We start from the raw sequence: 19287 nt of genomic DNA on the forward strand, positions 1-19287 counted from the left end.
CAAATGACGCCGTGTCACCAGAGGGGCATTCTTTACCCGGCGGCAGCGACAGGAGCCCCCATTCACGCCCTTGCCCACCGCTCCCGCCGCTGCCGCCCGACCGCGGCACGGGGCGGCCCCAGCTCCGTCGCCCACGCCCTACCCACCCCTGGGGTTGCTTCCCGCGCATCACCGTGAAACGACCAGGAGGTGGCGACCTGACCCGCCCCACGCCTGCTCCCCTGGTCGCTCCTCCAGGCGCTCGCGATTCCGCCCCGCCCCGTGCCAAGGCAGAAGATGGGGTGTGGCTCCGAGTGTGACCACTGCGAGAAGTGGACAGCGAGGTGGATCCCCGGCCCGGGGCTGAGCGCATCGCGAGCGCCCCGCTGCCCGCGCCCTCTCGCGCGGTGCTAGCGCTCGGCCTCCCAGGGAGGTGTCCTCGGGGACAGGAGCACGTGGAAGCCCTTGGCCCGGGCCTTTCGCACCACGTGGGCCACGTCCTCCAGCGAGGCCTCCTCCTTCACGGTGAGGTAGAGCAGGGCGTTGTCCACGGAGTCGCCGGCGAGCGGGCCTGGGTCCTTCAGGTCCAGCACCCGGGGCTCCCCGGCCTCGCCGCTCGCTTCCACGAGGCGTACCTGACGCTCGGCGCCCAGCTCCGCCTGCCAGGGCTTGAAGGAGGAGAAGATGTCTGCCGCTTCCTGGGAGGGAAGGAAGACGTCGGCGACCCCGGGCCCGGAGCTCTCGGAGACGGCGAAGCGCACGAGGAGGGGATGGCCTCCCGACGCGGAGAGCTGACGCTCCACGGAGTCCTCGGAGGAGGCGCCCCGCAAGCCGATGAGGTAGAGCTTGCTCAGGCCCGCATGGCTGCTCGCCACGAGCAACCGGCGGAACTCGGCAACTGGCACCCGGGCATCCACGGCGAGGTGCAGGCCCTCGTCGAGCCGCCGCTCGTCGTTCTCCAGCACCTCCTCCCGGAGGAACCGAACGAGCTCCTCGTCTCCGGTGTTCCACGAGGCCGAGTAGCTGCCTGGCATGACCACGCCCCGCATGTTGGCGATGGCCTCCACCCGCTCGAAGCCCTGGTCCCGGCCGAAGGGGAGCAACTGCAGCTCCGCCAGCTCGGAGGGAGACGCGCGAGTGCGCTCCACCGCCTGGGACATGAGCGTGGGGAGCCGCCCATCGGCCCAGAGCACACCGGCGCCGAGGAGGACGAGCAGCGCCAGCAGCGCGAGCGCGGCGGGGCTCCTGGGCTGCTGGACGCCGCGCCATGCCATGAGCAGGACCGTGACGAGGACGAGCGCCCCCAGGGCTCCGGCGCGCAGCAGGAGGGTGCCTCGCAGCTCCTCGGCGCCAGTCATGAGGATGATCGCCCGGTCGGCCGGGTTGACGCCGCCGACGGCGATCAGGACTTCGGAGAGGGACGAGGCCTCGGTGGCGGACAGGATGCTCACCACCATCAACAGCAGCGCCGCGCCGGCCTCGAGGAGCCGGTAACGGGCCTTGGATTGGACAAGCCCGGCGATGAGGAGCCCGCCCGCGGCGGCCAGCAGCAACCCGGCGCTGGCCCACGCTCCGAACATCCGGGAGTAGAGGGCCTCTCCCGTGCCCACGGCGAGGATGGTGAGCTGGTCGTACGGGTTGACGAGCGCGATGGCCTCGAGCACCTGACGCCCGCCCGTCACGGCGCCAGCACTGCCCACGACCCAGGGCAGCAGCGCGATGCCGAGTGGCACGAGCGGAGGGATGTTTCTGCCCGAGGCCAGGAAGTAGAGCGCCGCGCAGAGGCCCAAGGTGCCCAGCATCGCGCACAGGAGGATGGCGTAGAAGGACCACCCCACCATCGTCACGGCCTGGGCGAGTTCGTCGAGACCTCCCAACAGGAGCAAGAGAAGCACGGCCAGGGTGGGCTGGATCACCAGCGGCAGCAGCGAGGCGATCAGCCCGGGGAGGAAGGACGGCTTCTGGGGCTCGGACATAGGCCACCGTATAGCCGCTCTCTTCGGTTCCTTCCTACTGGCGCCCCTTCCGTGCAACGGGAGCTACAGCGGAGCCGATACAGGATGGTCTCGTGGCTGGCAGAAGACTGGGGCACGAGTGTGAAGGATTGCGTCTCCTGAAACGAGGCCCTGCCATTCCGACGTGGCACTGGAGTAGACCGTAGCCCTCATGGAGCGTGTAGGAACTCTCATTGGCCCGTATCGGCTGCGGCATCGAGTGGGCAGTGGCGGCATGGGTGAAGTCTTCGCCGCCTTCCACGAGCGCATGGAACAGGAAGTAGCGCTCAAGCTGCTGTCGCCCGATGCAGCCAGGGATCAGCAGCTCGTCGCACGCTTCCTACAAGAGGGGCGCGCCCTGGCACGACTCCAGCACCCGGGAGTCGTCCAGGTCTTGAACTGCGATCAACTCGACGATGGAACGGTCTTCCTCGCGATGGAGTTGCTCCAGGGACTCTCCCTGCGAGAGTGGATGCGTCGCCAGCCTGGGCCTGTACCGCGTGAGGTGGCGCTGGCCCTAGGGAAACAAGTCGCTGAGGTGATGGCGGACATACACGCGAAGGAGGTCGTCCATCGAGATCTGAAGCCCGAGAACGTGTTCCTGTGCCCCAGTCCGAGTGTTGAGCCAGGCTATCGGATCAAGCTTCTGGACTTCGGCATCGCCAAGGTCCCGCCCGCCCTGAGTGGCAGCAATGTCGACACCCAGGTCCAGACCCAGGCACCGACTTTCTTGGGCACCGCGACATACATGGCCCCCGAACAGTTCCGGAACGCAGCCACGGTGGATGGGCGCGCGGACGTCTATTCGCTGGGGGTGATGCTCTTCGAGCTGCTGACGGGCAGGCCGCCCTTCGATTCGAGCGAGCAAGTCGAGGTGATCTCGATGCACATCCGGGCAGAGCCTCCGAGCCTGCAGGAAGCCCTGCCTGCCACGCCAGGAGTGTTCTCCGCCTTCGTTTCCTCCATGCTCTCCAAGAATCCGCAGGAGCGGCCCGGTATGCTCCGGTGCCTGGAGGTATTCAGCGGCCGCTGGGACGACCGTCAAGATGAGTGTCCCATCCCCGGGCTTTTGGCCTTCACGGAGAGCCAAGCCGAACTCTTCTTCGGTCGACAGACGGAGATCGGTGAGTTGCTGACCCTCCTCGAAGCGTCGCATGAGGGCCTCCATCGGTGGGTGCAACTCGAAGGCCCTAGCGGCGTCGGTAAGTCCTCGCTGGTCCAAGCCGGACTGCTTCCACGGTTGAAACAGGCACTGCCTCAGCAATCGCCGCGCTGGCGGATTGCCAGCCTACGCCCTTCGCATTCTCCGCTGCGAAGCTTGGCGGTGGCGCTTCTCGCCGCGTACAAGGACACGGGCCTCGACCGCTCGCCAGAGCAACTCGAGGAGGCTTTGCACGCGGGCCCAGATGCACTCCAGCGCTTGGTAAAAGCCTACACGCCTCCAGGCTCTTGCCTCCTTCTGGTCATCGAGCAAATGGAGGAACTGCTCACGCTAGGCGAGGCAGACAGGCTGCGCATGGAAGAGCTAGTGGCCTCCGCGCTCTCTGCCCCAGACAGTTCTCTGCGGCTGCTCACGACCCTGCGAAGTGACTTCATCTATCGTTTGGAGCAACTGCCACGCCTCTCACGGCAGCTCAACGAAGCCGTACGGTACTACCTGCGTCCCATGGAGGACGAGGCGCTGACCCAAGCCATTCACGGGATGGCCCAGCGCGCGGGGCTACGGCTCTCCGAGGGACTCCCGGAGCGCATGGTGCGCGATACGACGAGCGAAAGCAGTCGGCTTCCGCTGCTGAGCCATACACTCCGTGGGCTCTGGGCATTGCGCCACGGCACGTCCCTGACCCATGAGCGATATGAGCAACTGGGAGGCGTGGGAGGAGCGTTGGCGCGGCAGGCCGAAGAACTCCTCGACAGCCTAGGAGCCGAGGGCCGCGAGCGCGCAAAATGGCTCCTGCTCGACCTTGTGCATGTCAGCCACGGCGTCCACGGGGCCCCCGCCATCCGACGCTCACGCTTACGGCAGGAGGTACTTGCATCGGCGGGAGGCGATGCGCTGGCAGAGGAGGTGCTGCTGCGACTGTCCGGGATGCGCTCCGAGACCGCCGGCAAGGCGGAGCAGACCCTGCGACTCATCGACGTCTCGGGAGAGCCGGAGCCTACCCAGCAACGTGTCGATTTGATTCATGAGACGCTGCTTCAAAAGGTGCCATCCTTCGTGGGATGGCTCGAACATGAGCGCACGCTGCTCGAACGCAACATGGAACTGGAAGTCGCCGCGCATGCGTGGGAGCAGGCTGGCTGTCCGAGGGGTGACCTGCCCACGGGAACGCTCCTCCAGCACTACCGAGAGTCCGCTGGCGCTCGAACTGCCCAGGGCCATCAGGCGCGCAGGGCCAGTGAGCGGGCAACGCGATTCCTCGAATCGGCAATGCGATTTGACCTGCTGCGGGCGCGGGTCAAGCGAGCCCTGATCGTCGCTTGTCTCGCAGCTACTGTGGCCAGCATGGCCACGGCTATCCAAGCCTCAAGCGAGAGGCAGCGCGCCGAGACCACCCTCCAGCAAGCCATCGGCCTGACAAACGATTTCGTCTCCGATGTGGACTGGGTACTCGGGAGACGCGCTCACACCCTGGAGGCGCGCGATCAACTTCTTAAGCGCTTCGGAGAGCTCCTCGCCAAGCTCCCAGAGCAGGACCGCAAGAACCTCAAGGTGCTTCTGGTCAGCATCAAGACCTGGCAGCGCCACGGCGACCTTTTCTTCCACGATGGGACACTCTCCCAAGCTGATCACATCTTTGACTCCGCGAGACATGCGCTCCAGCAAGGCCTGATGAGCCATCCAGGGAACCCCGATTTGATGTTTCGGCTTGGGCTGGACGCATCCAAGCGAGGCAAGATCGCCCGGGCGCGTGAACACTGGGAGCAAGCGCGCGTTTACTTCCTCGAGGCAAACAGCCTCTTCGCACGCCCTCACCCAACACACAGACCCGAAGATCACCGTCGGACACAAGCGACGAGCTACTCTGAACTGGCCGATCTGGACCTTGCTTCCGGCCAGACCGCTGCCGCCAGAGCGCTGTATGACCGCGCCATCGCGCTCTTGGAGCAAAACTCGAGTTCTTACGATCAGTCACTCTTGGCCGAGACACTCGGGGCTCGTGCGAAGGCCGCCTGGGCCGCCAGAGACGCGAAGGCCGCCGAGCACGGCTTTACTGCAGCCCTGACCCTGGGGCGTGCCCTCAGCCAGTCCGACCCAGGAGATACGTACTATCGCTGGGTGCTGACCCAGATCTTGGTGGAGTTCGCACGATTCCGTTTCGACAGCAGAGCCTTCTCCGAAGCGGCCAGCCTCTATAAGGAGGCGCAAGACCACGGGCGTGTCCTCCACGAGGGAGAAAAGCCCAACAAGCGCTATGCGCTGGTCCTAGCCGAGAGCCTGCTCGGAGGCGAGCAGTTGGCGGAGTCTCTGGCAGACGCTGCCCGTACCGCTCAGCTGCGAGAGGAAAGATGTGCGCTAATAAGCGATTTTGTGCGCACGGACCCTGAAGACGCACGCTTCCAACGGTTGGCCTGTCCCTGAGCCTGGGCTCTCTAAAAAAAGAGCAGGCGCGCGAGTGATTCGCCAGCGGATGGCATCCATGGATATCGGGAAACGAATTTCGGGCATGCCGCCCTGTCCTGATCACCATGAACCAGAAGAACCTACAGCCTCCGAAGGGGCTCATCCTGCTCTCCCAGCCAGAGCAACTGCGCATTGAGCCCGCGCAGATGGTCGATGCGCTGCCAGAAACCTTTCGGACTCTCCACCACCCCGTAGTCGAGCTTGATCTCGCGGAATTCGCCCGGGAAGCCATCCAGACCCTGGACTGGAGCAAGGTACAACGCGCCCTAGAGGAGCAATTCCACCAGCACCTGGCTCCATTGCGGACCAAGCACCCCGATTATCCGATTGTCTACTTTGGTTCGGCGCCCATTCCGCTCGCCGTCCAGTTGGGGTTTCTCATCGAGACTTGGCAGCAGGTGATGATCATCCCTCATCACCATACCCGGCGGCTTTGGGCCTGGGTACCAGAGCCTGGCAGGCCGTCCACTCGCCTCCTACCTGTCTCCATGCCTTCCGAGCGAGACCGCTCACCAGGGGAGGCGGTCATCCGAGTCTCCACCTCCCATGTCGTCGATCCACAGGTGACACGTAGAGCCGTGCCGGATGCTCTGCTCGAGGTCGACATTACGCTGGAGCATCCCTCCGAGGATGCGTTCACCCGAGAGGAGGAGATGCTGGAGGTAGCAAAGGCGTTCCGCGAGACCTTGAACGACATCGGCGATCGCTTCCAGGGCATCCATCGGGTTCACTTGTTTGCCTCGGTCCAGCCAGGGATGGCGCTCTTGCTTGGCGCGCAGATCAGCAAGACGATGCACCCTCCCGTCCAGACCTACCAGTATGCGCGCCATGCGCAGACCGGGCCGTACCACGTGCCCGCCGTGGTGGTGAACAGGCAGCCTCAGCCGGAGCCAGCACCACTGACTTCCGAAGAGCAGACTCGAGCCAGCGCCGACCGCGAGTACTTGGCGCGGGATCTCGATCGGATGAATGGCTTGGCGGCACGATGGAAGTCTTCTTCGGCCAAGGGCTGGATCGAAGGGTTGCTGGCAGAGTTCGGAAAACAGCCGGACTTCAGCGGCCCCTGGAAGCACCTTCCAACCCTGATTGACACGCCCCTTCTCCGGACGAAGGTAGATGTGCCCACGGGAGTCGTCGAAGACAGCTTCCGCCTCGCTCCTCCCAACAACCACTGGCAAATCGATGACCGATGGCTGGCACGGCTCGCCCGCAGATTGCCGGATGCTTCGGATCGCCAGCGCGCTCTGCGCCTGCTGGTGCTGCATGAACTCGCCCACCGTGGGCCGCAGAGCCTTACGCGCACATCGAGCCGGGAGATTGGGCGCTTCCCGAAGGTTCTTGAGGAGATCGACTTCCAGGCCGACGTGTGGGCGATGCTCCACGAGTATGAGCTGACGCGCTTGCTCAATCCTAGCCAGGTCGAGGACGCGCCGAAGTTCTTCATGGGACTGGTACGTGTCGCCACCGAGGGAATGTGGGCCTTTGACGACAACGGCCCTGCGATGCGGGAAATCCAAATCCGACGCCTCAACCGCTACCTCATCTGGTACTGGGAGTACCTACACTTGGAGCGCCTAGACGCACGCAGCGCAGGAGGCTCGCTCAAGGCTGTCCTCTCCATACTCGCGCAACGCCCAACGATCGAGCTAGCGGGTCCCACCATCCTCACTCATGACGGGCGCGTCTTCTTCGCCCTCGAACCCGGACGTGTAAGGGCTCCTGAGCTCGCCATCTATCATGAAGGGCAGCTGCGCCGGCATGGACCGCGTCCAGACTTCCCCATCGACGCACTGCTCGAGGGAGTCCGCGAGCGCGACGGAGCGAAGATCCTCGATTCCTTGCGCGGAGCCTTCGAGCAGACGGTGCGCTGAATCCCCGGTGTATGCCTCTTACAGAAAGGAAGTCCTATGTCCTTGCAGCCCTTGTTCCGGCGGTTCCACGAAACCATTCAGCTCAAGCAGTACGAAGAGAACGCGGAGCTCCGCCAGAAGCGCGACATCATTCTCGAGCGGCTCCGCGACAAGCTCCGACCGAGGACTTTCGAGCCGTTCAATCAGGGCAGCTATGCCATGGGCACGGGCATCAAACCCATCGATCGTGACTACGACATCGACATCGGGATCGTCTTCGATCTGGACCACCTGAAGAACGATCCCGTCACCGTGAAGGGATGGGTATACGAAGCCGTGGTCGGCCACACCACGAGCGTGGAATGGCGGCGCCCGTGCATTACTGTGAACTACCAGCAGGGCCGCGAGCCCAAATACCACGTCGACTTGGCTGTCATGGCAAGAGACTCCCGGGGCACGCTGCGGCTGGCGCTGGGCAAGCAGCACTCCCAAGCGGATCAGCGCGAGTGGCAGGTTGATGATCGGCAGGGCTTCATTGAGGCGGTCAAGAACCGCTTCAACGGCGAAGACGGCTTCCAGTTCCGCCGCGTGATTCGTTACTTGAAGCGGTGGAAGGACGAGCATTTTTCCAACGAGGGGCGCGCCGCGCCCTCCGGGCTGAGCCTCACCGTCGCCGCCTATCGGTGGTTTGCCCCCAAGAAGAGCAGCACTTACCAGGGCGTTGAGTATGACGACCTGGCAGCGACGACAGCTCTGGTGGGTGCGATGCGCCAGAACTTCCAGACGACATGGGACCTTACGCTCGGCAGGTCTATCCACCGCCTCTCTCTGCAGTTCACCCATGCGCCTCACGATGACGTGCTGGCGCGCATGACCAACCAGCAGATGGAGGAGTTCTATGGGCGGATCGAGAAGCTGAGCGGGTGGCTTGAAGATGCCCGGAAGCGACAGAGCGCTGAGCCCCTCCAGCGCGCCTTCGGAAGTGATTTCCCCGTTTCATGACGCATGATGCCGCCACTGCTCGCTCCACTGTTGTCCGAGCAGCTCCAGCATGAAAGGAGCCGGGATTCCTGGCATGAGTCGCGAAGCGTTGTCGAAGATGTCTTTCGAGGAGTTGCTCCAGCGCGCGCGTGCCGGAGAGGCGAGTGCGTTCGACGAGCTCTTCCGCCGCAGTAAGCCAACGCTCGACAAGTGGGCTACCCGGCGCCGTGGTTGGCCGCCGCCGGGCGGCGCTCGTCCCTCGGACATCTCGCAGGATAGCTCCTTGCTCGTGCTTCGCGGGTTCTCCAGTTTCAGGGGAGGCACTGCAGGGGAGTGGTTTGGCTGGCTCAAGAAGATCTTTCGCAACCACCTGACACAGGCGAGCAGGGCCGCGCACAGTCAGAAACGCGAGGCTCCAGGCTTCGTGTCGATAGACAGCGCGGAGGCAGCCAAGACCGCCTCTCGCGATAGGACCCCAAGCCAGCTCACCGCGCGCCGGGAGGAGTGGCACAGGCTATTCGTGTGTATCCACGAACTCCCAAAGGATGAGCGCACGGCCATCAAGCTCCACCACCTGAAAGAACTCTCAGTTGCTGAGATCGCCCGCCACATGGAGAGGACAGAGTCGTCCGTGACTGGGCTCCTGTACCGAGGTTGGAAGCGGGTACAGACTCGAATGAACGAGGAACAGGATTCGGGCACAGGGGACCTGGGAGAGGCAGCAATGGCCTTCATGGCCTATCTCCGGCTGCGCGACTCTAGTGAGGAAGTGGACCTTGAGGCGTTCATTGCCAGGCATCCGACGTGTGCGGACGAACTGCGCGACATGATCCATTGGATCGAGAGACTGCAGACATATCGACCGTCGAAGTAGCTCCACCCTTTCAGGACTCCGAAATGCCAATGCTTTCGCCCGGTACGCTCATCGGTGATTACAAGCTGATTCGCCATGTGGCGACTGGAGCAATGAGCGAGGTATACGCGGGTCGACACGTAGCCAATGGGCCTCTCGTAGCAGTAAAGCTCTTGTCCCCTGAGCTGTGTGTCGATGCAGAGTTGGTCGCGCGGTTCCGGAACGAGGCGCACATGCTCGAGCGCCTGCGACATGCACGCATCATCACGGTTTTCGCGAGTGGAGTCCTGACGGAAGGGCCACCCTATATGGTCTTGGAGTGGCTCCCCATGGATCTCCACCAAGCCCTCTCCCGCGCGGCAGCTGCGCTACCTCCACAAAGGGCGCTCACTGTCGCCCGGCAACTGGCGGAGGCCCTGGGCGAGTTGCACAGACATGGCATTGTCCATCGCGACCTGAAGCCCTCGAACGTGCTGCTAGCTGAGGACGGTTCTTCTCTCTGGAATGTGAAGCTGGCTGATCTCGGACTCGCCAAGGAGCTGGCTGACGGCCCTCAGGCGGTAACAGCCCTCGCATCCTCGGCGCAGCACGTCTCGACGGGCCGAGGAGCACTCCTGGGAACATGGGATTACATGGCACCTGAGCAGTGGATTCAAACCAAGGGCGTCGACTCCAAAGTGGATGTCTACGCGCTAGGCGTCCTTCTGTTCCAGATGCTGACGGGCCAGCTCCCCTTCATCGCCGAGCAGCAGAAGGATCTGATGTACTTCCATTTGTTCGAGGATCCCCCTCTGGATCAGCTCAAGGGCCTCGTTCCTGCTGATACTCGTGCGCTCGTCGCGCGGATGCTCGACAAGAAGCCCTCCCAGCGCCCATCAATGCGAGAGTTCTTGGATTGCAGTACCCCCGCTCAATAACGAGTGGGCTTACCCGAGGAGTGCCCCATGGGAGAGAAGAGCAACGAGACCAAGTCCAACAACGATCGGTCTGACACCATCAATCCGAACAATCCCAAGCATCAGACTGCGCTCGATGAGCACTCACGACGCACCAACCCGAAAGATCCGAGCAACTCTCCGGGACCGACCCGACCGTCCAACCCGCCTGGCAAGGGCAAGCGCTAGCGGCACAGTGGAACACGTAGGCCTTGAGCCAGCGAGGAGCCGGGGACACAGCGGTTGGCCCAAGTGGCTGATTCAATGAGTCGAGTGCCCGCTTCTGACTCGGGGGGAGAGCGAAGCGACAAAACGCACGTTGCCCACACGTATCCACGGGTGCCCACCCTGAACTAGGGCTCATCGGGAGTCTGAGGGGCTCGACGTGGGCGGAGGTTTGCTGGGGGGAGCGATGGCAGGGGCATAGCACCTGCCTCGGTTGTAAACGTAACCGTTCTCCGCGCACTCATCGGCGTCCATCGGGAACAGATCCACCCAGCAACCTCCGTTCATGGCTACCTGCTTGCGACCTGGGCACCGGCCCTTTTCGTCAGGTCGGGACTGCCCGGGAAGAAGCTTGAAAGGCATGTCCCGAGCCATGGCTTTCGCCTCGGAGGGCTCCTGGACAGAGGCAAGTGACGCAGCGAGGGAGGAGTCACCCAACGCAGCGGTACCCGCATCTGGCACCTCGGAAGCAGAAGCCTCCTGCCCTCGCACGGACATCCCCTCGAGCCGTGTGTGCAAGGCCTGCGCGCCCCACACGAAGCCCCAGAGCAACCCCATGGCGGCTAGCGCAAGCCAGGGTCTCCATTTCAGGGCACGAGCAAGAAGGCCAGAACGTCTCGGAAAAGCCACCGCCCCAGAGGGCGTTCCATCCTCACGGGGCGTTAGCGAGGGCTGCGGTGCCTGTGCGAAACGAAGAGGAAGATCGGCCTCAGGGCCCGCGCGCTCCCCTGCAACCTCCAGCGCCTGGGCAAGTTCCGCCGCTGTGCCGCGAGCCTCGGGAGACTCCGAGAGCACGCGGAGAATCAGCTCCCGCAGCCGTGGATCCACTCGGGGGTTGAGCCGGAGCAAGGGCCGGGGATCAGGACACCCCAGGTGCCAGGACTCCACCTCATCCTGATAGAGCTTCATGGACGGAGGGTACTGCCCCGTGACGAGACGGTAGGCCGTCACGCCCAGCGCGAAGAGGTCATCGGCAGGCGCGGCCTGGTACCAGTCGGTGGCAGACCGAACGGAAGAGAGCAGGAACGAACACGCCTCGGGCGAGCGGTATTCGACCGTCCCTGGAGGCAAGGACTGCCACGTGAGGCGGGGAGCCCCCTGGAAGTAGCCCGAGCCGAAGTCGATGAGAACGGCGCGCCCGTCCGAGCGTCCCAGCAGGACATTGCCTCCCTTCACGTCTCGATGAACGGCGCTGTGGGCATGGGTGGCCTCGAGCGCACGCGCCAATTGAGCGAGCACTCGAAGCACCTGTCTGGAGGAGGGTGCGTGCTGCTCGGCCCAGGCGTACAGCGGCGTGCCTTCCACCCACTCCATCACGAAGTAGGGATGCTCTGCTCCGAACGCATGGCGCCAGAGTCCATGGCCCAGCAACGCAGGGACACTCGGATGCTGAATGCGAGAGAGCAGTCCCACCTCGCGCATGAACCGAAGGTCTCCTGGATACACCGCCAGCTTGAGCGCAACAGGGCCAGCGTCCTCCTGCCCTACTCTGACGGCGCGGTAGACGACCCCATAAGCGCCCGCTCCCTGCCGTTCCAGCACACGCCAGTCGCCTATCTGCGTTCCCGGCGGGAGCCGGGGAGAATGGTCCTCTGGTGCGTGTTCGAACGCCATGACGGGGCCTTCCGGTGGAAAGGGTGTACCTCCCTCCACTTATCGCGAGGCTACGTTGTACGTAGGCAACCGTCAGCAGACTTTGGCGGTCACGTTCTAAACAGAGCGGTCACGAGCGTCGCGTTCGTATCCGCGACTGGGTGCTAGGTTCACTCGGATGGGCGTCCGTCGCATGTTTCCGATGCTCTCCACGGAGAGCCTGGAGCGAGCAGTCGGCTTCTACAAAGAGCTGCTGGGCGGTGTTGAGACCTATCGCTTCCCAGACTCAGGGCCGCCCGCCTTCATCGCGCTGCGGCTGGGCGAGTCGGAGCTGGGAATCGGCGCTATCGGCTCAGCCGCTCCGCTGCACGGACAACCGCAGCGCCCAGCCCAAGGCCATCGCATCGAGTTGTGCGTCTACGTCGATGATGTGGACGCGACCATCGAGAGACTGCGGTCCGGTGGCGTCCCAGTGCTCCTCGAACCGATCGATCAGCCCTGGGGTGAACGCGTGGCCTATGTGGCCGACCCGGACGGGAACCTGGTGATGCTCACCCGCTGAGGCGCCGGTGATATAGGGCCTCCGGGGAGGGATTTCATGTCACGCAAAGTCGCGTTGATCACCGGTGCATCGGCGGGCCTCGGAGAGCAGTTCGCGCAGTGCTTCGCCCGGGATGGGCACGACGTCATCCTGGTGGCACGCACCGCCGCGCGCCTGGAGACGCTGGCCTCCAAGCTCGAGCAGGAACACAAAATAAAGGCCCACGTACTCGCAGCCGATCTCGCCCGCCCGGAGGAGCCTCAACGCATCTTCGAGGAGGTGCGCACCCGGAACCTGGAGGTGGAGTTCCTCGTCAACAACGCGGGCTTTGGCTCCTCGGGCCCCTTCCTGGAGCAGGAGCTGGCGCGAGAGGCGGAGATGGTGGAGGTGAACTGCACCGCGCTGCTGAAGCTGAGCCACCTCTTCGCGCGGCCGATGCGCGAGCGCGGCAGTGGGCGCATCCTCAACGTGGCGTCCACCGCGGGCTTCCAGCCCGGCCCGTACATGGCCACCTACTACGCGACGAAGGCGTTCGTGGTGTCCTTCTCGGAAGCCCTGGCGCACGAGCTCAAGGGCAGCGGCGTGACAGTCACCTGCCACTGCCCCGGGGCCACGCACACGGAGTTCGCCTCACGTGCCGGCAATGACAAGTCCCGCCTCTTCCAGCGTCCGGGTGTAGCCAAGGCCTCCGACGTGGCCGCCGACGCCTACGCGGCGATGATGAAGGGACGGGTGCTCGCGATTCACGGCCTGGTCAACTGGCTCGGCGCGGCATCGGTGCGCTTTGCCCCACGCGGAGTGGTGCGCTCCATCGCGGCCAACCTCAACCGGCAGTAGCGCGCGGCAACCCTCACGCCCGTGGGTCTGGTGTCACGGCTTCGCGCCGGCTCACAACTCCCACCCGGCACCCCCGGCGAGAACCGTCTATGCTGCCGGGCGAGGAGTGGCTGAGGGATGAGCGAAGGGGCGCTGTTCGGATCAGAGTTCTCACCGATGCACACCCGGTACCGCCTGCGGCTATGGGCGGCGGACCTGGTGGACCTGGGCACGGCCGGGCTGTTGGGCTGGGGCGCCGCGCGCGCCCTGAACGTGGAGCAGTCCCGCGTCAGCCTGATCGCCGTCCTCGTCGGCGCCTGGGTGGTGCTGTCGCTGGTGGGCGGGGTGCGCGGGTGGACGCTGGGGCGACGGCTATTCGACGTGCGCCTCGTGTCCCAGGAGGGGCACGCCCCCGGCCTGCCGCGCGCCCTGCTGCGTGCCTTCACCGCGCTGCCGGACGTGCTGATGGCGCCGCTGTTGCCCTCGCGTCCCCTGGATCGGCTGCTGCGAGTCCACGGAGAGCGGACGGGCGACACGATCCGAGCCCGGCTGCGAGGGCTGGCCGTGCAGCTGCCCTGGGTGGCCGCGCTCGCGCTCGCCGCGTGGTTCATCGCCACGCCCACCCGCTTCGAGGCCTTCCACTTCCTCGACACCAAGCTCACCGGCTGGAAGTGCTGCCACGGCTACCGCACGCACAAGGATACGTGGATGTGTCGCCGCTCGCTGTCCCTGCTGGAGAGCGAGGCCCGGGGAGAGGACCCCCAGGCCCAGGCGCTCGTCACCGAGTGCCCCGAGGTCAGCGCGCGGCTGGCACGCTGAGCAAACACCCTAGCGCGGGATGTCGAACAGGGCGGTGCCCTGCTCGCACTCGAGGAGGAGCTTGTCCTCGTCGAGCTCGGGCGCTCCCACGTGGTGCTTGAAGTCGCCCAAGCCGACCGTCACGCTCTTGCTCCTGCGCACGAGCTGGATCTCCAGCCGACGTTTGCCCGAGAGCGTGGCCTTGCAGTCCCGCCAGGCCTGGCCATCCGAGTTCTGGATGACGAGCCCCTTGTCGACGCCCAGTCGCATGAAGCTCGAGCGCTTGACGCCTCCCGTCAGGGTCCTGGGCGGTACGGGAGCGGCGGGCGGCTCCGGGGCCGCCGGCGCCTGGGGAGCCGCCACCGCCTCGGGAGGCGCCGCCGTGGGTGGCACCACGAAGCGCGCCCCGCTGGCGCCGCGAATGTTCGGATCGAGGATGACCACCGCCGCCGTGTGCTCGGCCCGCCGCACCGTCGCGAACCCGAGCAGCGGATGCCGGCCGGGCCTCCCCTCGCCCACCACGGGAACCCGCATGCCCTCTCGAAGCCCCGCGGCATAACCCCCCGGCACGCGGTACCGGAGCTTCTCCACATGGCGCAGGGGCAACGCGTGGCTCGTCACCTGAATCCACTGAGTCGAATCCTCTGGCGCCGCATGGGGCTGGGGACGCTCGGGGCGCGCCTTCGCGGGCGCCTGGGTCGCCACGGCCGGAGCGGCCACCGCCGAGCCCACTGCCGCGACGGCGGGGACCGTGGACGCGGAGCCCTCGGCGCCCGCGGCGGGAATCGTCTCCGACGACGGCTCGCCCCCGGGCTGCTTCTCTGAACCCATGGAAGGCGGAGGGTGTCCCTGCTGCTCCCACCGAGCCGCTCCTTCCGGAGGTTCCCCCTGTGGCGCCTCTCCGTGTGGAGGAGGCATCGGCTCCCCCAGATGCGGCGGCAGGGGTCGCCCGTCAGGCCCCAGATGCGGCGGCGGCAGAGGTCGCCCGTCCGGCCCCAGCCGCGGATGGTGGGGTCTTCCGTCAGGCCCCATGCGCGCAGGGGGTGGGCGCCCGCGCTCGGAAGATGGCAGCGGGTGCCCGGCTTCGTTGAGCACCACCACGGAAGGATGCGAAGCCTCCACGCCGCGCAGGAAGTACACGGTGCCGCCGACGGAGGCCCCCACCAACAGGAGCGCGCCCAGCCCGAGCGCCAGCAGCTTCCAGCGGCGCACATCGTTCGCGTTCGAGGCCGCGACGGCCACGGCGTCGGAGCCCGACGCGGGCACGGAGGGCACGGCGGCGGGCACCAGAGCCCCCGGCACCGGGGAGACCAGGGGCCGCGGCGTGGCGGACATGCCCTGCGCCTGCATCTCCTCCAGCGGGCGCACCGAGGTGGCCTCCAGCCCCGTCATCGCCGCCATGCCGGGCGGCAGCGGAGAGACGCCCGTCGCCATCACCCCCGTCCCCGGCGGCGTGGAAGGCGGACGGCGCACGCCGGAGATGCGGGAGATGAGCTGGCGCTGCGCGGAGAAGGCCTCGGGACACAGCGCCCTGACGTAGTTGCCCACCTCCTCGGCGCCCAGCGAGGCGCTGGCGCGCAAGAGCTGCTCATTGAGGGCGCGGGCGAACTCGTCGGCGCGGGCGTAGCGGTCCTGCGGGTGGGGCGCCAGCGCGCGGCGCACCACCGCGTCGAGCGCCGGGTCCACATCCGGCCGCAGCGCGGAGAGCGCGGGCACGGAGGGGTTGGCCATGGCGGCCATCATCTCCCCCACGGTGCCGTGGGGCACGAGCGGCTGGCCCGCGAGCAGCTCCCACACCACCACGCCACACGAATAGATGTCGCTGCGGTGGTCCAGCGGCTCGGCGCGGGCCTGCTCCGGCGACATGTAGCCCAGCTTGCCCATCACCGTGGCGGGCAGCGTGTACTTGCTGCGCGCGGCGGATTTGGCGAGGCCGAAGTCGATGACCTTCACCTCGCCCTCGTAGGACACCATGACGTTGTGCGGGGACACGTCTCGGTGGACGATGCCCAGCGGCGTGCCGTCGGAGCCCGCCTTGCGGTGGGCATAGCCCAGCCCCTCGGCGATGCGCTGGCCCAGGTAGAGCGCCACCGGCACGGGGATGGTCTGGCCCTGCTGGCGCGCCTGCTCCGCCAGGTACGCCACGTCCACGCCGGCCACGTACTCCAGCGCCATGAAGTAGGTGCCGTGGGCCTCGCCCATGTCGTACACCTGGGCGATCGACGAATGCACCAGATGCACCAGCACCTTGGCCTCGTGGTGGAAGCGATCGAGGAACTGCCGATCCTTCATGAGCGTCGGAAGAATCGTCTTCACGATGCACGGCTTCTCGAAGCCCGCCGCGCCCGAAATCTTGGCGAGATACACCTCGCCCATACCGCCCTGGCCCAGCAGGTGGACCAGCTCATAGCGCCCGAGGCTGCGCGGCGATTCTGGGGTTTCTGTCGTCATCGCTTTTCCACAGCGCACCACGGGGGCCAAGGTAGGAGCAAGCCACCCCGGAGTGTCCTCCGGATTGGACACCGAACCCGGGAAAAAAGAAAAAGTCTCGTGGGCTTGAAGTCAGCAGGCAGGCGACCTCCAGCGTGGCTGAGTGTGCGCCAGCGCCCCGCGCCCACACCGCTCGCGGGGTGCCTGTTCTTCACTTCCTCCGGCCAACATACTGGCTGTGAACAGGAGCACCTCCGGTTAAGCCTGAAGTCCGCACACCATTGTCAGAGCTGAATGCGATGCACTCTCTGTGGGCCATCCACCCTCGCGTCGGCAGCCCCCCTGTCCCTGCTCCCGGCCCGAGGCCCACCTCTGGAGAACATGCTTATGAAGCGCTGGGGATTCCTCGGACTTTTGGTCCTCGCGGCATGCGCTCCGGAAGAGGCGCCCGACACCAGCAGCCAGTACCAGGTGTGCCCCGGCGTCATCGCGGGAGTGGAGTCCATCTCGACTTCCACCCAGGCGCTGAACAGCTCCGAGCCCCGGCAGAGTGACGACGGGCGCCAGCGCTACCTGGTGCGCTACCGCGAGGCCGCGCAGTCCAACCCGCAGACCGTGACGAGCGTGGGAGGCCAGGTGCGCACGGTGCTGCGGCGCACGCCCGCGCTGTCGGCGCGCCTGAGCGCCGAGGAGCGCGCCCTGCTGGAGCAGCACCCCGAGGTGGTGGCCATCGAGCCGGACCTTCCGCTGCACGCGCTGAGCCTTCCCCGTCCGCCCACGCTGGCGCTGCTCCACGCGCCGGTGCAGAGCGGCAGCACGGGCGAGTACACCCCGGGCCTGCGCCTGGTGCAGGCGCCCCAGGTGTGGGACCGCGATCAGGACGGCACCCTGGATGTGGGCGCGCCCACCGGCGAGGGCGTCCGGGTGTGCGTCATCGACAGCGGGATTGATCCAGACCAGTCGGAGCTGAAGCAGGCCTACCTCGACGGCTGGGACTTCGTGGAGCAGGACGAGACGCCCTGGGACCAGTACGGGGACATGTGGGGCGAGGGCCACGGCACGCACGTGGCGGGCACCATCGCCGCGCAGCTCGCCTCGGGCGGGGCCAACGTCAGCCCGAACCATGATCGCAACGGCGTGGTGGGGGTGTCGCCCGGCGCCCAGCTGCTCATCGCCCGCGTGCTGGACACCGATGGCGTGGCGTGGATGAGCGATGTCATCGCCGCGCTCGAGTGGTGCTCGGGCCGGGGGGCGCACATCGCTTCGATGTCGCTGGGAGGCGCCTCGGACCACCCGCTGCAGCGCGAGGCCTTCGCGGCCGCCGCCGAGAGGATGCTCATCATCGCCGCGGCGGGAAACAGCGGCGAGCCCATGGCGTACCCGGCCGCCTACCCCGGAGTGCTGGCGGTGGGCGCGGTGAACATGGAGGCCCAGCGCGCCGCCTTCTCCTCTTATGGAGAGAACCTGGCGCTGATGGCGCCGGGGGTGGACGTGCTCTCCACCATCATCCACGGCCAGGGCACCATCTCCCAGGTGTCCCTGGGGGAGGAGCGCCACGAGTCACGCGCGGTGTACCTGGCGCCCGCGGGCACCCACTCCGGCAAGCTGGTGGACTGTGGGGAGGCCAGCACGCTGGGCTCCTGCCCGCAGGCCACCTGTGACGGCTTCGTCGCCTACGTGGAGCGCAGCGAGCGGGTGCCCCTGCAGGTGCAGATCGCCAATGCGATGAAGCAGGGCGCGCGCGCCGTCATCTTCGGCGACCTGCCCCGCCAGAGCGCGCTGGTGGAGCTGTCCATCGGCCGGCGGGGGCACTGGGTGCCCTCGGCGCTGGTGAGCCACAGCTCGGCCGTGGCGATGCGCAAGGTGCCGGGCACGCCCGTCGACGTGCAGCTCCATGCCTCGGACTACGCGGCGTTCTCGGGCACCTCCATGGCGACTCCGCACGTGACGGGCGTGGCGGCGCTGCTGTGGAGCGCCCGACCCTCGCTCACGCCGGCCCAGGTGCGCCAGCTGCTGGTGTCCACCGCGAGGGACTTGGGGCCCGAGGGGTGGGACCCGGAGCACGGCCATGGCCTGGTCCAGGCCACGGCGGCGCTGCAAGCCCTCGAAGCCATGCCGTAAGGCGGGTAAAGAGCCGGCGCATGCGCTTCTCTCGCCTCACCACCGCCGCGCTGCTCCTGGCCACCACCGGCTGTGCCTCGCTCCTGGGCGCCGCCCGGTTGGAGCGCGAGGGCAACGCCACCCTCACCGGGGTGGTGGTGCCCCCCGCGGGAGGCGAGGTGCGCAAGGAGGCCACCTCCTGCGCGGGTGTCACGGCGCGGGTGTCGCACGTCAGCGAGCCCGAGAACGCGCTGGGTAGCCTCATGGTGAAGCAGAGCCGAGGCAGGTGCCTGTACGTGGTGTCCAACCTGCCCAGTAACGCCGAGCTGCACCTCGAGGTGAGCCCGGGCACGACCTGGCGGTGCGGGGACGGAGAGGCACCCCAGCTCACCCCCGCGCCCCGCGCGGTGAAGCTGCGCGACTACGAGACGGCCACGCGCGACTTTCGCGCGGTGTGTGACTAGCGGCGCCTGCCTGCCTGCCTGCCGACTCGGGCTTCGGGTGGATTGATTCGGTACCCCGGAGCACGGCAAGGTGTCGCTACCGGGAAGGCGGCGCTGGAGCCCC

14 protein-coding genes are annotated in these 19287 nt (G+C 66.5%); 11 read left to right on the forward strand and 3 right to left on the reverse strand.

Going from position 1 to position 19287, the window contains the following annotated elements:
• Positions 1–389: 389 nt before the first annotated feature.
• The gene (locus SYV04_RS27885) at positions 390–1955 is read right to left on the reverse strand and encodes a hypothetical protein (protein WP_321548968.1); all 1566 of its coding nucleotides are present in this window, start codon (positions 1953–1955) and stop codon (positions 390–392) included.
• 190 nt (positions 1956–2145) lie between these two features.
• Between SYV04_RS27885 and SYV04_RS27890 the strand changes: the two genes are divergently transcribed.
• From SYV04_RS27890 to SYV04_RS27915, 6 genes are all read left to right on the forward strand, one after another.
• Positions 2146–5556, forward strand: a complete 3411-nt coding sequence (locus SYV04_RS27890; RefSeq protein ID WP_321548969.1) for an nSTAND1 domain-containing NTPase — start codon at positions 2146–2148, stop codon at positions 5554–5556.
• Between the two features lie 107 nt (positions 5557–5663).
• On the forward strand, positions 5664–7469 hold the full coding sequence (locus SYV04_RS27895) for an SAVED domain-containing protein (protein ID WP_321548970.1): 1806 nt from the start codon (positions 5664–5666) through the stop codon (positions 7467–7469).
• A gap of 36 nt (positions 7470–7505) precedes the next feature.
• Entirely contained in the window at positions 7506–8450 is a 945-nt protein-coding gene (locus tag SYV04_RS27900; RefSeq protein WP_321548971.1) for a nucleotidyltransferase, read from the forward strand.
• Positions 8451–8523: 73 nt separating this feature from the next.
• A complete protein-coding gene (locus SYV04_RS27905) occupies positions 8524–9303 on the forward strand; it encodes a sigma-70 family RNA polymerase sigma factor (protein ID WP_321548972.1) in 780 nt (259 codons plus the stop codon).
• Positions 9304–9332: 29 nt separating this feature from the next.
• On the forward strand, positions 9333–10199 hold the full coding sequence (locus SYV04_RS27910) for a serine/threonine-protein kinase (protein ID WP_321549048.1): 867 nt from the start codon (positions 9333–9335) through the stop codon (positions 10197–10199).
• 27 nt (positions 10200–10226) lie between these two features.
• On the forward strand, positions 10227–10406 hold the full coding sequence (locus SYV04_RS27915) for a hypothetical protein (RefSeq protein ID WP_321548973.1): 180 nt from the start codon (positions 10227–10229) through the stop codon (positions 10404–10406).
• Between the two features lie 171 nt (positions 10407–10577).
• On the opposite strand, the gene SYV04_RS27920 is transcribed toward SYV04_RS27915, so the two are convergent.
• Positions 10578–12056, reverse strand: a complete 1479-nt coding sequence (locus tag SYV04_RS27920) for a serine/threonine protein kinase (RefSeq protein ID WP_321548974.1) — start codon at positions 12054–12056, stop codon at positions 10578–10580.
• Between the two features lie 172 nt (positions 12057–12228).
• Between SYV04_RS27920 and SYV04_RS27925 the strand changes: the two genes are divergently transcribed.
• From SYV04_RS27925 to SYV04_RS27935, 3 genes are all read left to right on the forward strand, one after another.
• Positions 12229–12597 carry a VOC family protein gene (locus SYV04_RS27925; RefSeq protein WP_321548975.1) on the forward strand — a complete coding sequence of 123 codons (369 nt, stop codon included), beginning with the start codon at positions 12229–12231 and terminating at the stop codon, positions 12595–12597.
• A 36-nt stretch (positions 12598–12633) separates the two neighbouring features.
• Positions 12634–13413: an SDR family NAD(P)-dependent oxidoreductase gene (locus SYV04_RS27930; protein WP_321548976.1), complete on the forward strand. Its 780-nt coding sequence runs from the start codon at positions 12634–12636 to the stop codon at positions 13411–13413.
• A gap of 117 nt (positions 13414–13530) precedes the next feature.
• Positions 13531–14211 (forward strand): RDD family protein, encoded by a 681-nt coding sequence (locus tag SYV04_RS27935; protein WP_321548977.1) that lies wholly within the window; start codon positions 13531–13533, stop codon positions 14209–14211.
• Positions 14212–14220: 9 nt separating this feature from the next.
• Here SYV04_RS27935 and SYV04_RS27940 read toward each other — a convergent pair whose 3' ends face one another.
• Complete coding sequence (locus SYV04_RS27940; protein WP_321548978.1) at positions 14221–16641, reverse strand: serine/threonine protein kinase; 2421 nt, start codon at positions 16639–16641, stop codon at positions 14221–14223.
• Positions 16642–17007: 366 nt separating this feature from the next.
• Between SYV04_RS27940 and SYV04_RS27945 the strand changes: the two genes are divergently transcribed.
• Complete coding sequence (locus SYV04_RS27945) at positions 17008–18741, forward strand: S8 family serine peptidase (RefSeq protein WP_321548979.1); 1734 nt, start codon at positions 17008–17010, stop codon at positions 18739–18741.
• 20 nt (positions 18742–18761) lie between these two features.
• Positions 18762–19184, forward strand: a complete 423-nt coding sequence (locus SYV04_RS27950; RefSeq protein ID WP_321548980.1) for a hypothetical protein — start codon at positions 18762–18764, stop codon at positions 19182–19184.
• Positions 19185–19287 lie beyond the last annotated feature (103 nt).

Origin of the sequence: Hyalangium ruber, from assembly GCF_034259325.1 — a bacterium.
Classification (GTDB): domain Bacteria; phylum Myxococcota; class Myxococcia; order Myxococcales; family Myxococcaceae; genus Hyalangium_A; species Hyalangium_A rubrum.